This is a genomic window from Saccharomonospora sp. NB11 (assembly GCF_015910535.1).
Classification (GTDB): domain Bacteria; phylum Actinomycetota; class Actinomycetes; order Mycobacteriales; family Pseudonocardiaceae; genus Saccharomonospora.
On the sequence record NZ_JACBJG010000012.1, the window covers coordinates 116,025 to 128,526 of the forward strand.

The 12,502-nt window shown below is 70.8% G+C and carries 14 protein-coding genes and 1 pseudogene; 6 read left to right on the plus strand and 9 right to left on the minus strand.

What is annotated here, in order from left to right; genetic code table 11:
• Positions 1 to 9 precede the first annotated feature (9 nt).
• The 4 genes from JAV51_RS17590 to JAV51_RS17605 form a co-directional block, all read right to left on the minus strand.
• Positions 10 to 474, minus strand: a complete 465-nt coding sequence (locus JAV51_RS17590) for a carboxypeptidase regulatory-like domain-containing protein (RefSeq protein ID WP_197321845.1) — start codon at positions 472 to 474, stop codon at positions 10 to 12.
• Positions 467 to 1,078 (minus strand): RNA polymerase sigma factor, encoded by a 612-nt coding sequence (locus JAV51_RS17595; protein ID WP_197321846.1) that lies wholly within the window; start codon positions 1,076 to 1,078, stop codon positions 467 to 469. The genes JAV51_RS17590 and JAV51_RS17595 overlap by 8 nt, the downstream gene beginning before the upstream one ends.
• A gap of 535 nt (positions 1,079 to 1,613) precedes the next feature.
• Positions 1,614 to 2,354 carry a hypothetical protein gene (locus JAV51_RS17600; RefSeq protein WP_197321847.1) on the minus strand — a complete coding sequence of 247 codons (741 nt, stop codon included), beginning with the start codon at positions 2,352 to 2,354 and terminating at the stop codon, positions 1,614 to 1,616.
• A 16-nt stretch (positions 2,355 to 2,370) separates the two neighbouring features.
• Complete coding sequence (locus JAV51_RS17605; protein ID WP_197321848.1) at positions 2,371 to 3,513, minus strand: C1 family peptidase; 1,143 nt, start codon at positions 3,511 to 3,513, stop codon at positions 2,371 to 2,373.
• A gap of 190 nt (positions 3,514 to 3,703) precedes the next feature.
• Between JAV51_RS17605 and JAV51_RS17610 the strand changes: the two genes are divergently transcribed.
• Positions 3,704 to 4,612 (plus strand): ABC transporter ATP-binding protein, encoded by a 909-nt coding sequence (locus tag JAV51_RS17610; RefSeq protein ID WP_197321849.1) that lies wholly within the window; start codon positions 3,704 to 3,706, stop codon positions 4,610 to 4,612.
• Positions 4,609 to 6,243, plus strand: a complete 1,635-nt coding sequence (locus JAV51_RS17615) for an ABC transporter permease (protein ID WP_197321850.1) — start codon at positions 4,609 to 4,611, stop codon at positions 6,241 to 6,243. The genes JAV51_RS17610 and JAV51_RS17615 overlap by 4 nt, the downstream gene beginning before the upstream one ends.
• A gap of 24 nt (positions 6,244 to 6,267) precedes the next feature.
• Here JAV51_RS17615 and JAV51_RS17620 read toward each other — a convergent pair whose 3' ends face one another.
• On the minus strand, positions 6,268 to 6,771 hold the full coding sequence (locus tag JAV51_RS17620; RefSeq protein ID WP_307845916.1) for a hypothetical protein: 504 nt from the start codon (positions 6,769 to 6,771) through the stop codon (positions 6,268 to 6,270).
• 53 nt (positions 6,772 to 6,824) lie between these two features.
• Between JAV51_RS17620 and JAV51_RS17625 the strand changes: the two genes are divergently transcribed.
• A complete protein-coding gene (locus JAV51_RS17625) occupies positions 6,825 to 8,285 on the plus strand; it encodes an NAD-dependent succinate-semialdehyde dehydrogenase (RefSeq protein ID WP_197321851.1) in 1,461 nt (486 codons plus the stop codon).
• A gap of 4 nt (positions 8,286 to 8,289) precedes the next feature.
• Here the strand turns inward: JAV51_RS17625 and JAV51_RS17630 are convergent, their stop codons facing one another.
• Together JAV51_RS17630 and JAV51_RS17635 are read right to left on the minus strand one after the other, a co-directional pair.
• Positions 8,290 to 8,718 (minus strand): hypothetical protein, encoded by a 429-nt coding sequence (locus tag JAV51_RS17630; RefSeq protein WP_197321852.1) that lies wholly within the window; start codon positions 8,716 to 8,718, stop codon positions 8,290 to 8,292.
• Between the two features lie 142 nt (positions 8,719 to 8,860).
• A complete protein-coding gene (locus tag JAV51_RS17635; RefSeq protein WP_197321853.1) occupies positions 8,861 to 9,724 on the minus strand; it encodes a hypothetical protein in 864 nt (287 codons plus the stop codon).
• A 78-nt stretch (positions 9,725 to 9,802) separates the two neighbouring features.
• On the opposite strand from JAV51_RS17635, the gene JAV51_RS17640 reads away from it, so the two are divergent.
• Positions 9,803 to 10,105: a glutaredoxin domain-containing protein gene (locus JAV51_RS17640; RefSeq protein ID WP_197321854.1), complete on the plus strand. Its 303-nt coding sequence runs from the start codon at positions 9,803 to 9,805 to the stop codon at positions 10,103 to 10,105.
• A 6-nt stretch (positions 10,106 to 10,111) separates the two neighbouring features.
• Here JAV51_RS17640 and JAV51_RS17645 read toward each other — a convergent pair.
• Positions 10,112 to 10,435, minus strand: a pseudogene (locus JAV51_RS17645) (deazaflavin-dependent nitroreductase); the annotation flags it as partial.
• Here JAV51_RS17645 and JAV51_RS17650 point away from each other — a divergent pair.
• Both JAV51_RS17650 and JAV51_RS17655 read left to right on the plus strand, forming a co-directional pair.
• On the plus strand, positions 10,413 to 10,628 hold the full coding sequence (locus JAV51_RS17650) for a TetR-like C-terminal domain-containing protein (protein ID WP_307845917.1): 216 nt from the start codon (positions 10,413 to 10,415) through the stop codon (positions 10,626 to 10,628). The pseudogene JAV51_RS17645 and the gene JAV51_RS17650 sit on opposite strands and share 23 nt — an antisense overlap.
• A gap of 107 nt (positions 10,629 to 10,735) precedes the next feature.
• Positions 10,736 to 11,167 carry an OsmC family peroxiredoxin gene (locus JAV51_RS17655; protein ID WP_197321855.1) on the plus strand — a complete coding sequence of 144 codons (432 nt, stop codon included), beginning with the start codon at positions 10,736 to 10,738 and terminating at the stop codon, positions 11,165 to 11,167.
• A gap of 15 nt (positions 11,168 to 11,182) precedes the next feature.
• Here JAV51_RS17655 and JAV51_RS17660 read toward each other — a convergent pair whose 3' ends face one another.
• On the minus strand, positions 11,183 to 12,364 hold the full coding sequence (locus JAV51_RS17660; protein WP_197321856.1) for a beta-ketoacyl synthase N-terminal-like domain-containing protein: 1,182 nt from the start codon (positions 12,362 to 12,364) through the stop codon (positions 11,183 to 11,185).
• Between the last annotated feature and the right edge of the window lie 138 nt (positions 12,365 to 12,502).

A 12,502-nucleotide genomic window follows, 5' to 3' on the forward strand; every position in this document is an offset into this window, starting at 1 on the left:
CCCGCGCGATCAGAGCACCACCGCGGGCGTCACCACCGTGCGCCGCCCACCTTCTCCGCCGACGTGCACGACGATCTGCGTGGTTCCGCTCGGCACGTCGTTGAGCACGAACCGGCCTCCGTCGTCGGCCACCGTGGAACACGTGTCGTGGCCCGCCACCCGAACCTCCACCGCATGTTCACCCTCGGGGACGAGCCACCCGTCGATGCGGTGCCTCGGCCCGGTCTTCGTCAAGTTCACCATGACCGTGAGGTCGCTGACGGTGAAGGTGATCGTGCCCTGGGCGACACTGCGAACCCCGGCCAGCGCGTCGGCTCTCTCCCACTGCGCCACCTCGACGTCGAGGTCCTCCAGGGCGAGCGCGAACTGCACCCGCTCGACGAGGCCGGAGGGCGGCGGGTCGAACGTGTCGATCAGCCGGTCGAGGTCCAACAGCAGGGTGTCGTCGTCCGGGTAGGAGCTGCTGTCATGCATCCGCTGTCCCCTCCGTAGCGTCCAGCGCCTCCCGGAGGCGCCGCAGGCACCGGCCCCGCGTCGGGCCCACACTCCCACGCGGCATTCGCAACACGTCGGCCACCAACCCGTACTCGGCCCTTCCCGCGAGCACCGTCAGTCGAAGCAGCTCCTGGCACCGGTCCGGCAGTCCGCGGAACGCCTCCCAGATCCGGCGATCACGATCGGCCCGCACGGCCTCGGCCTCCGGTTCAGGCTGGCTGCTGGGCATGTTCTCGGCCAACTCGTCGGTCAACGGCACCGGACGACTCAACCGTTCGGCCACGGCGCGGGACTCGCGACGGGTCGTGGTGATCAACCACTTGGCGAGCGCCTTCGGATCCTCGATTCGCTCCAGACTGCGGAACAACGCGAGCCACACGGTCTGGACGACGTCCTCGGCAGTGTGTCTGTCGAGGCCGTTGCCCCGAGCCACCTGCCACACCAGTGGAGTCAGTTCCTCGACCAACCGATTCATGGCACTGCGGTCGCCCGCCCTCGCGGCATGCATGCAGGCCGCGTAGAGGTCGTGACCGCGCAACCCGTCCCACGACGGATCGGCCTCGGCCGTCTTGGCGTCGGTCAACGCATCCGCCTTCCCGAATCTCGATGTCGATATTCGCGAACGCAGTATCTCGGGCTCCTCGGAGCGACACACCAACTTGCAGGAAAGCACTCGCACACTCACACGTTCGGACTAATGGACACGGCGGTGCGAGCCGGACGGCGCGGCCCGGGATCCCACAACCGCGCCGCCGGCTCGCGATGAGGTTCCCGCGGGCGCCGACTGTGTCGGACGCACGTGGGCGAACCTCACCTTCCCCGGAAGTCCCACCCCAGTCGGACTCCCGACCGGGTTGGTCGCCACCCCCACCGACGCACGCGTCGGCGACCAACCCGACACCCCCTGCACAACGCCGTGGCCGACGACCATCGACTGGTCGACGACCGTGCGACCACGGCGTCGCGGTGCCACCGGTCCGGCCGACGGTCACCGCGTTCTCCCCCTGACTCGCCGCCGAACTCCCCCCGAGTTCGGCGACACCCCCGGTCGTGTGGTGCGGCGGTGGCCGGCGGCCCCCTCGACTGCCGGCCACCTGCTCGTCACGTGGGTCACCCGTTCAGACGAGCAGTTGATCGATGTGCCCACGCGAGTCCTCGTGATACGCCACCGGCAGCCGGTGGTTCATCGCCAGCAACGCCAACGTCGCCAGGTGGGCGTGCCCGGACTCGGACGCCGACGACAACTGCCGCCAGCCCACCCCGTGGATCGCGACCCACACTCCGTCGTTCTCCACCGCCGACCACAGCCGCGTGATCAGCGCACGCTGAACCCAACCGCCTCCCGCGTCGGGCCGCCGGTCCTCCCCCTCGGACTCGACGTGTGCCGGACCGGCGACGGGCCCGCTCAGCGGCTGAGGTTCGACCCGAGCGGGCGGCTGGTACGGATCCCAGCCCGCGGGTGCGGGCGGCTGGTACGGGTCCCAGCCATTGGGCGCGACCGGACGCGACGGCGGCACGTACGGATCCCACCCGCTCGGTGCGACGGGCAGCGCCCTGGTCGGCGGCACATACGGGTCCCAGCCGCCCGGCACGACCGGACGCGACGGCGGCGCATACGGATCCCACCCGCTCGGCGCCACCGGCGTCGCCCGCGTCGGCGGCACATACGGGTCCCAACCACTGGGCGCCACCGGTGTCGCCCGCGTCGGCGGCACGTACGGGTCCCAGCCCAGCGGCGGCGAGGGCGCCTTCGAAGCGTCCTTGTCGGTCTTCTCCTCGGGCACCACCGGCTCGTTCGGGGATGCCGTCGAGTTCTGATCGGCCTTGCCGTTGCGCTCGCTGACCGTCTCCTGCGTCATGATCCACTTCTTTCCGTCAGCCGACCAGTCGTACGGCGCCGAGATCCTCCCCCGAGACGAACGGCGCGCAGCCGAGTCCTCGCGCCTTGGCGAGCGCGAGCACGGCGAGGTCGGCGGTCTGATCCCGCGACAGCCGCGTCCAACCCAGGTTCTCCAGGTAGGCCCAGCTGTTGTGGTCGTGGGCCGAGGTGAACAGCCCCAGTGCACGCTGCGGCGGGAGCCACGCGTGCAGATCCACACCCGTGCAGCCGAGGGTGGTCGGCCGCGGGTCCGGATAGTCCTCGATGAAGGCCTCTCCGTACGCGATACGCAGGAACCCGTTCTCCCCCCAGTCGGTGCCCCACGAGTTCTTGGCGATCCAGCACCCGGCGTCGTCGTCCCAGCCCACGAGCGCGACGCAGTGCCCCCCGCTGGTCCTCTCGGTGGTGTGCCGGTAGACGCCGCCGGTGTAGTGGAACAGATCGTCGTGCACCACGAGGCACGCCGTGACGGGCCCGTAGTTGTAGAGGTGCTCCTTGATGGCCACCGGATCGCGACTCAGGTCGACGACGTCCTTCGCCTTGGCCAACCGGTCCCCCCACCCGTCGGCCAACTCCCCCGAACCATCCTCTGTGTACGGACAGTGCTCCTCGAAGGTGACACCCAGGTCACGGCAGTCGGTGAGCAGTTCGTCGGGCCACGTGCCGTCGGGAAGGATCGCCTCCCGGGCCGCCGCGTGGCCGAAGAACAGGTGCGCCTCGGACAGGTCCAGAGCCAGCCGAGGCGCACGCCGGGTGTAGGCGGCCGTGGTCTCCAACGTGGCCAACACCCCGAACGCACTGCACGTGCCGCCGTCCCCCTGATCCTTCACCGGCGTCACGTAGTTGACCCCGTCGACGTCGCGCAGGTCGAACGACCTGGGCAGGTGCGGCGTCGGCGCGTGCTCGGTCTCCTCGTGCGTGTGCGGAGGCGCGAGCGCCGCCTCGGCCATGCGAGCGGGCAGGTCGGCCCGCGCCTCGATCTCCCTCGAGGACGGCGCCGGAACCCCCAGCCGACGCCTGCGCCCCTCGGGCGAGAGCCTGCCCACCGGAGTCTCGCCGCATCGCCACGGATCACCCAACGCGGCCAGGGAATCGCGGATCGCCGCGATCTCCGAGGCGCACGAATGGTCCGGGCTCACGTAATCCTCCAGGCACAGCCGATTCGATCACTCACACTCACCACACAGGAGTGCGGAGGGACCGCCCAGATACATCCGAGATCGAGAAATTTCCGGCCGATCGCATTTGCGCACGTCGGAGCCGTCGAGGACCGGCACAGTCGCCTCGCGTCCCTCCCCCTCGGCCGGCGATCTGCGTAGTTTCGCTCCTATGGGCGACTGCATCTCGATCTCGGGTCTCCGCAAGCGGTTCGGCCCGACGACCGCACTCGACGGCCTCGACCTCTCCGTCTCCCGCGGGGAGGTGCACGGATTCCTCGGCCCGAACGGATCGGGAAAGTCGACCACCATCCGGATCCTGCTCGGCCTCCTCAGGGCCGACGGCGGCACTGTCACGATCCTCGGCGGCGACCCCTGGCGCGATGCCACCCGCCTGCACCGGCGACTCGCCTACGTCCCGGGTGACGTGAACCTGTGGCCGTCGCTGAGCGGCGGAGAGGTGATCGACCTGCTCGGGCGGCTGCGGGGCGGGCTCGATCCCGACCGGAAGGCCGAGCTGATCGATCGGTTCGACCTCGACCCGAGGAAGAAGGGCCGCGCCTACTCGAAGGGCAACCGCCAGAAGGTGGCTCTCGTGGCCGCGCTGGCCTCGGACGTCGAGCTGCTCGTCCTGGACGAACCGACCTCCGGGCTCGACCCGCTGATGGAGGCGACGTTCCGCGACGTCGTCCGGGAGGAACGCGAGCGCGGGCGCACGGTGTTGCTGTCGAGCCACATCCTGTCGGAGGTGGAGCACCTCTGCGACCGGGTGAGCATCATCCGCGCGGGACGGACGGTCGAGTCGGGCTCGCTGGCCGAACTCCGCCACCTGACCCGCACGACGATCACGGCCGAATTGTCCGGGTCTCCCGACGGACTGACGGACCTCGACTCACTCCACGACTTGGAGGTGGACGGCCGTCGCGTGCGGTTCGCCGTGGAGTCCGACGCGCTCGACGACGTGCTGCGCACCCTCACCGCGATCGGGGTCCGCAGCCTCACGAGCCAACCGCCCACGCTGGAGGAACTCTTCCTTCGGCACTACACCGACTCCACGGACGGACGGGTGAGCGCGTCGTGAACACCGTCGTGCGCGCCGCGCGCCCGATCTCGTCGGGCGGCGGCCCGTTCACCGGCACCGGCCACCTGGTCCGCCTCGCACTCCGCCGCGATCGGTTCGTGCTGCCGCTGTGGGCGATCGTGGTCGCGGCGCTGCCCGTGTCGAGCGCGAGCGCCTACGAACAGCTCTATCCGGACCCGGCCCAACGAGCGATGTTGACGGACGCGCTCGGCGACAACCCGTCGATCACGTTGCTGTACGGACCCGCGTACGACCTGTCGACGGCGGGCGGGTTCACGGCGTGGCGTCTCGGCACCATGCTCGCGGTGCTGCTCGCCCTGGTGTGCGGATTCACGCTCGTCCGCCACACCCGGCAGGAGGAAGACACGGGAAGGCAGGAACTGCTGTCGTCCACTGTGGTCGGACGAAGGGCGTCGCTCACCGCGGCGCTCGTCGTGTCCGTCGGATTCGCTCTGCTCACCGGTCTCGCCGCGGCGGCGGGCTTGATCGGCGCGGGCAACGACGTCTCCGGGTCGCTGGTGTTCGGACTCGAGCTGAGCGCGGCGGGGCTGGTGTTCACCGGAGTCTCCGCGGTGACCGCGCAGCTCGCCGAGTACTCCCGCACCGCCAACGGCATGGCGGGAGCCGTGCTCGGCGTCGCCTTCGCGGTCCGTGCCGCGGGCGACTCGGCGGACCTGCCCTGGTTGTCCTGGCTGTCCCCGCTCGGCTGGTCGACACACGCCCAGGCGTTCGCCGACGATCGGTTCCGGGTCCTCACCCTCCCGCTGGTCGTCACCATGCTTCTCGTCGCCGCGGCGTACGCGCTGCAGAGTCGACGCGACGTCGGCCTCGGTCTGCTGCCTGCCCGACTCGGGCCCGCGTCCGCGCACGCCCGGCTGCGCTCCGCCTTCGCCCTGGCCGCACGCCTGCATCGGGGCACGCTCACGGGCTGGTTGGTCGGGTTCGCCCTGTTCGGTGTGCTGTTCGGTGCGTTGGCGTCGGACATCGCCGAGATCGTCGGCGACAACGCGGAGATGCGCGAGGCCCTGGCCCGGATGGGCGGGAGCGAGGGCGTGATCGACGCCTACCTCGCGTCGACGGCCAACATCCTCGGCATGGTGGCCGCCCTGTTCGTCGTGCAGACAGCGACCCGGGTGCGGTCGGAGGAGACCGCTCTGCGTGCCGAACCGCTGTTGACCGGCGGTGTCTCGCGCCTGCGGTGGTTGTCGGGACACCTCGTGTTCGTGTTCGGTGGTGGGCTCGCACTGCTCGTGGTGGCGGGTCTCGGGGTGGGCCTCGCTCATGGCGTGCGGACCGGGGACGTCGGGGGACGGACACCCGAGATGGTCGTGGCCTGTCTCGTGCAACTGCCCGCCGTCGCGGTCGTCGGGGGCGCCGCCGTGCTCCTGTTCGGAGCCCTACCCGCCTACACCACCGGGGCTTGGGCCGTGGCGGCGGTGTCGCTGCTCCTGACGATGTTCGGCCCGGTGCTCGACCTCCCCCAGGCGGTGCTGAACCTCTCGCCCTTCCAGCACGTGCCGAAGGTGCCGAGTGTGGACGTCACACTAGCCCCGATGCTCTGGTTGGCCCTCGTGGCGGTCGGGCTGACGGCGGCGGGAGTCGTGCGGTTCACCCGACGCGACATCGGCTGACCGCAGCAGCACCGCCGACCACGCTCAGCGGGCCGCCACCGTGCCGTCGGAGGCGACGTCGAGGTGCAGTTGCGGACCACCTGCGCCACAGCCGGGTCCGTTCGGCGACCCCCACTGCGGGGTGGCCCGCACCGTGCCGGTCGCGAGTGTCTCGCCCGCGAGGTCGGACACCACGAGCCTCACCTCCACCGGCCGGTCCGGCAGGTCGGGCAGGTCCGCGAAGCCCGTCGTCCCCCCGGTCTCGCGGACATGAGCCGAGCACACCGCGTCGGGCCCCTCGCCCTCACAACCGTCGTCGACGGCCTCCGTGGCCGGGCGCAGCTCGACGGCCATCGTTTCGCACCGGCCTTCCCGGCACACCTCCACCTCGGCGGTGTGGGCGGGCAGTCCGCTCGCGACGTCGACGCCGATCCCGGCGGGCATTCCGATCGCGGTGCACTCCGCCGCACCGGAGCAGCCGACACACCCTGCGAGGACGAGACACCACGACACGATCACACGACGCATACCGGTGACGACGGTGTCCACCCGCTCCGAGGTTGCACGGGTGTCGGGCGAGCACGCTCGGGTAACCCGTTCGCATGAGCGAGCACGACATCATCGACCGGGCCCGCACGCAACTGCTGATCGGCGGAACCTGGCGTGCGTCGGCCGACGGCAGCGTGTTCGGCGTGACCGACCCCGGCACCGGCGCGACGCTGTGCGAGGTCGCCGACGGGCAGGCCGACGACGCGAAGGCCGCCGTCGAAGCCGCCGTCGACGCGCAGGACGCCTGGGCAGCCACCCCGCCGCGAGAACGCGGCGAGATCCTGCGGCGAGCCTGGCAGTCGATGACGGACCGCGCCGACGAGCTGGCCACGCTCATGACGTTGGAGATGGGCAAGAGCCTCACCGAGTCACGAGCCGAGGTCGCCTACGCCGCCGACTACTTCCGGTGGTTCTCCGAGGAGGCCGTGCGCATCGATGGCAACTACAAGAAGACCCCGGACGGCAGCGCCCGCATGATCGTCACCCGCCAACCCGTGGGGCCGTGCCTGCTGATCACTCCGTGGAACTTCCCGCTGGCCATGGGCACCCGCAAGATCGGCCCGGCGCTCGCGGCGGGATGCACGGCGATCGTCAAACCCGCCCAGCTCACGCCGCTGTCGATGCTGACCCTCGCCGCCCTCCTCGCCGAGGCCGGAGTGCCGGACGGCGTCGTCAACGTCGTGCCGAGCACGTCGGCCACCCGCGTCGTGGCTCCCGTCCTCGCCGACCCGCGCATCCGCAAGATGTCGTTCACGGGCTCCACCGAGGTGGGCCGCGCGCTCGTCGAGCAGTGCGCCCCGAACCTGCAGCGCATGTCCATGGAACTCGGGGGCAACGCGGCTTTCCTCGTGTTCGCCGACGCCGACCTCGACGCCGCCGTGGCCGGTGCGGTGACCGCCAAGATGCGCAACAACGGCGAGTCGTGCGTGGCCGCCAACCGCTTCCTCGTGCACGAGTCGATCGCCGACGAGTTCACCCGCATGCTGACCGACCGCATGGCGGGGCTGCCCGTGGGACACGGCACGCAACCGGACGTGGTCGTCGGCCCACTCGTCAACGAGAGCCAACGCGCCACGGTGGCCGACCTCGTGGGGGACGCGGTGAGCCGTGGCGCGCGGGCGACGACCGGTGGCGAGCCCGGGGAGGGCGACGGCTACTTCTACCGGCCGACCGTGCTCGCCGACGTCCCCGACGACGCCCGCATCCTCCGAGAGGAGGTGTTCGGCCCGGTGGCGCCCGTGACGACGTTCGCCGACGAGGACGAGGCGGTCACCGAGGCCAACGACACGGAGTACGGGCTCGTCGGCTACGTGTTCACCCGTGACCTCGACCGCGCCGTGCGGGTCGGCGAAGCCCTGGAGACCGGCATGGTGGGCATCAACACGGGGCTGGTCTCCAACGCCTCGGCGCCGTTCGGCGGGGTCAAGGCGTCGGGCTTCGGTCGGGAGGGAGGCGACGAGGGCATCGCCGAGTACCTGGACACGAAGTACCTGTCGTTGGCCCTGCGTTCCTGAGGCGTCAGTTCGGCTCGGGTGGAGTCGGGTCGTCGACGTCGATGACGCTGCCGGTGCCGCGCAACACGACCTCCGAGGAGAAGTGCCCCTCGCCCAACAACCGTTCGGTGGTGCCTTTCAGCTCGACCACCTCGTCGCCGCGCAGGAACACGAGGATGTTGCCCTCGGTGTCGAACCCGTACTCGGTGTCCGGCAACGGCGCACCGACCTCGCGCTCGACCCACTCCTCGGTGTGCGGGCCGAGGATCACGTGGACCGTGGTCCAGTCACCGGGCACCAACTCCTTGAGCGGCGTGCTCCGCCCGCTGTCACGCAGCTCGCGGAGGTGTCGGGCGAACCCCTCGTCGTAGTCCATCGACACCTCCTCCTTCCCCGGGCCACACGCGGCGAGCACGGCGGCGAACAGCACCAACACGACGGTGACGACTCTCATCGGAACTCTTCTCAGTAACGGCCGTCCGGATAGGCCGACGGATCCTCCGGCGTTGTATGTCCTTCGCGCTCCGGAATAGGTGATCTCCTGCCCGTCGTGGTGCGAGTTCCCGCAGTTGGCCCCTATCGAAGTAGCCCCGCGCTCAGCGGGCGTGCCGGCGGACCTCGCGTTCCGCCTGCTCCAGCGCGGCCTTGGCCCGCTCGGTGCGGCGACGCGCGTCCGCCTCCTCGCGCTCGGCCGCACGAAGGCGCTTGCGGGCCTCGTCGCGGGCACGCCTGGCCTGCACCTCCGCCTCCCGGCGTCGCCGCTCGGCCGCGGCCCGTTCGGTGTCCTGCCAGGTTCGCGTCGGCGTATGGGACAGCTCAGCGTCCGTCGTCGAGGTCTTCAATTTCGCGGTGCTCGGCTCGGGGTTCTGCGCCGCCTTCGAGGGCTTCGCGGTGCTCGGCTCGGCCTCGCGCCGCGTACGCGACCGTGGCTTCGACGTCGTTCCACCTCGCGATGTCGAGGGACCGACGGGCAACCACGCCGCCTCGAAGACGTCCGACGACGGCGACAGAGCCGAGGTCAGACATCCGGCGGTGACGGCGTCGGCGGCCTGTTCGTCGGCCACCGCCGCCTCCAACGTGGCGGCGACTTCTCGCCGGACCGACTCGCCGACCCCGCCCGAAGCCAGCGCTTCCGCGCGCTCGACCAGGTCGTGCACGCGCTCGTGGCGTTCGTGGGTCAGCTCCCGTAGCCGGTCGCCCGCGAGGTCACGGTGCGCCGCCCGCATCCGCTCCCCCAGGGAGACGAGCGCGCGCACCTGGTCCGGATGCCGCCGCGCCACCGTGTTCACGAGCGCGGCAGCCGTGGTGGGTTTGCGGAGCTTGCGAATCCGCGCGGCGAGATCTTTCTCACCGTGCTCCCGCGCCTGCGCGGCTCGCCGGTCACGCGCGGCCACGAACTCACCGGGGTCGACGCCGTACAGCTCCCTGACCACGGCGTCGAGGGAATCGCTCGTTCCCATGCCTCCCAGGCTCCCGCAGGGCGGCCGATCGGGCCACGGTCAGCCACGGTTACGGTGTCGGCAGAGGGAGGAGCCACATTGGGTATCGACACGATCGAGTTCTACTGGCGGCCCGGCTGCCCGTTCTGTGCGATCCTGCGGGGTCGCCTGCGGGAGAGCGGCCTGCCGGTGCGAGAGATCAACATCTGGGAGGACTCCGAGGCGGCCGCGCGCGTGCGATCGGTGAACCAGGGCAACGAGACCGTGCCCACCGTGTTCATCGGCGACCGCGCTCTGGTGAACCCGAGCATGGACGAGTTGACCGCCGTGATCGAGCGGGAGGCTCCCGAGCTGTTCGACCTGGCCCAGCCCGCCACCCAGGGCTACGGCTCCCGGCACTGAGTCCGTTCACCCGCTGTCTCCGGGTCGCCTCGTCACGATCCGGAACACGGGATGGCGGGCCGCGACGGCACGCAGCTCGTCGTCCGACGCATCGGCGGTGAGGCCGTCGAAGAACGCCCCGACTTCCCACCTCCAACGCTTCAGGTAGGCACGCAGGACCGGGAGCCGGGTGTCGTCGTGCACCTCGACCGCGTCGAACCACTCTTCCCGCCTGCCCACGGACAACCGGCCGGTTCCGGCGGCGCGGACGTTGCGCACCCACTCGGTGGTGCCCCGCGCCGCGACGAGGTACCGCTCGCCGTCGAGGGTGAGCACGTTCACCGGCGTCGACGACGTCGAGGTTCCCGCGCCGATTCTGGCGAAGGTGCTTGCCGCGTGGACGCAACTGTTCGGGATGGTCGGCTTCGAACTCACGGGCCAGTTCGCGGGCGCGCTGGAGCCCGCCGACACGTTCGTCTCCTACACGATCGAACGAATGGCGGACTTCGTCGGTCTTGCCGGTGAACGCCGGAATGGCGGGTGATGCCCGACGGCGCGACGATCGGGCAGTCGGCACGGACAACCGCCGAGCGCGGGCAGCACTGACCGACGACAGCGACGAACTGGCGACCGACCGTCGAAGGAGAATCCATGGCAACGCGTGAGGCGACCACTCACTGGACGGGTGGGCTCAACAGCGGCTCGGGCGCGTTGACGCTCGACTCGTCGAACTCGGCCCGGTTCAACGTCACCTTTCCGCGCCGCATCGGCGAACCCGAAGGCACGTCGAGCCCGGAGGAGCTGCTCGCCGCGGCCCAGGCGTCGTGCTTGGCCATGAACCTCGCCGGCACCCTGGAGAAGGACGGCCTGACCCCGAAGACGATCGACGTGACCGCCGCGGTGACGGTGGAGCCCTCCGACGGCGGGCTGACCATCACCACCGTGGCGATCACGCTGCGGGCGGCGGTGGACGGTGTCGACGACGAGCGGTTCGGTCGGCTGGCGCAGCAGGCGAAGGACACCTGCCCCGTGAGCCGCGCGCTCGCGGGCACCACGATCACGCTGGACGCCGCCCTCGCGTGACACCGTCCACCGCACTCACGCCGGTGGCGCCAGTACGACCACCGAGTTGTGCCCGCCCATCCCGAGCGACGACTTCACGGTGAGCCGGTCGTCCACCGGAACGGTCCCGTGGAGCAGTCGGGGGTGCGCCGGAGCCACCTTCGGCGGCGCGGGCACGTGACCGCGGTCGTACCCGAGTGCCGCCACGGCCACCTCGACGGCCGCCGCCGCGCCCTGGCAGTGCCCCACCAGCGGCTTCACCGAGTACAGCCCCGCGTCGTCGGCGAACAACTCGTCCGCGATGGTCGCCTCGGTCGTGTCGCACTGCCGTGTTCCCGGTCCGTGCGCGTTGAGGTACCCGACCGCCGACGCCGGCACTCCCGCGTCGCTCAGGGCGTCGTGGAAGCTGCGCCGCACCTGGTGCAGCGTCGGGTCGATCGAGGTGGCGTGGAAGGCGTCGTGCGACATGGCACCGCCCAACACCGAGGAGTAGGGCTCACGCGCGTGCCTCGACAGCACGAACGCCACGGACGCCTCCCCCATCACGAACCCCCGGCTGCCCTCCTGGAACGGCCGGCAGCCGTCGAGCGGGTCGGTGTCCACGACGGTGACGCCGAGGCGGACGAAGTGCCGCACGTTCTCCGGCGTCAGCGACAAGTCGGTGGCGACCAGCACGACGTCGTCGACGATCCCGCTCTCCAACCACAGCTTCGCGGTGAGCAGACCGGCGTTGCCCGAGGCGCACATGGCCGAGACGTTCATGGCGGGCCCGTGGAAGCCGTACTCCTGCATGAGCGTCGACATGGGCGTGGACGGCATCAGGGCGAGGTAGTCCCTCGGCCGGAGGTCGCCGTGTTCGGCCAGGTAGAAGTCCCGCCACAGCTCCACCTCGCCGAGCACCACCGCGTGCAGGAGCCCGACCCGACGGCCCTCGCTCCAGCCACGGCGGTGAGCGTCCTCGATGGCCTCGCGCGCCGCCGCACGCATGGCTCTGGCGAACCGTCCGCGGCCGTCGGTGTCGAGGCCGCCGTCCGGCACCCTGGCCACCCAGCCCGCGTCGAGCGCGTCACTTCCTCCTCCTCTGTCGGCACCGAAGCCCTGGGTGAGGACGGCGGCGGGCTTCGTCGTCCGCAGCCCCTCCCACAGCGCTTCGCGGCCCCAGCCGTAGCCGGTGACCGCGCCAATGCCGCAAATGCTGATTCCAGTAGGTGAACTCACGATGTCCCCTCACTTCCGTTCGCTATTCCGGCGTCCTCTGCCGCCCCCTGCCGAAGGGCACGGCCCTGAATGTCCGCCTACTCTGGTGACGGCCGGTCGAGAGGAATGAGGACGCGTGCCGTGGGAGACGAGGGACGA

What these genes read in the sequence shown, in the direction of transcription:
- JAV51_RS17590 (WP_197321845.1), bottom strand. Translation starts at nt 474, where the DNA reads ATGCATGACAGCAGCTCCTACCCGGACGACGACACCCTGCTGTTGGAC.
- JAV51_RS17600 (WP_197321847.1), bottom strand. Translation starts at nt 2,354, where the DNA reads ATGACGCAGGAGACGGTCAGCGAGCGCAACGGCAAGGCCGATCAGAAC.
- JAV51_RS17610 (WP_197321849.1), top strand. Translation starts at nt 3,704, where the DNA reads ATGGGCGACTGCATCTCGATCTCGGGTCTCCGCAAGCGGTTCGGCCCG.
- JAV51_RS17625 (WP_197321851.1), top strand. Translation starts at nt 6,825, where the DNA reads ATGAGCGAGCACGACATCATCGACCGGGCCCGCACGCAACTGCTGATC.
- JAV51_RS17630 (WP_197321852.1), bottom strand. Translation starts at nt 8,718, where the DNA reads ATGAGAGTCGTCACCGTCGTGTTGGTGCTGTTCGCCGCCGTGCTCGCC.
- JAV51_RS17635 (WP_197321853.1), bottom strand. Translation starts at nt 9,724, where the DNA reads ATGGGAACGAGCGATTCCCTCGACGCCGTGGTCAGGGAGCTGTACGGC.
- JAV51_RS17655 (WP_197321855.1), top strand. Translation starts at nt 10,736, where the DNA reads ATGGCAACGCGTGAGGCGACCACTCACTGGACGGGTGGGCTCAACAGC.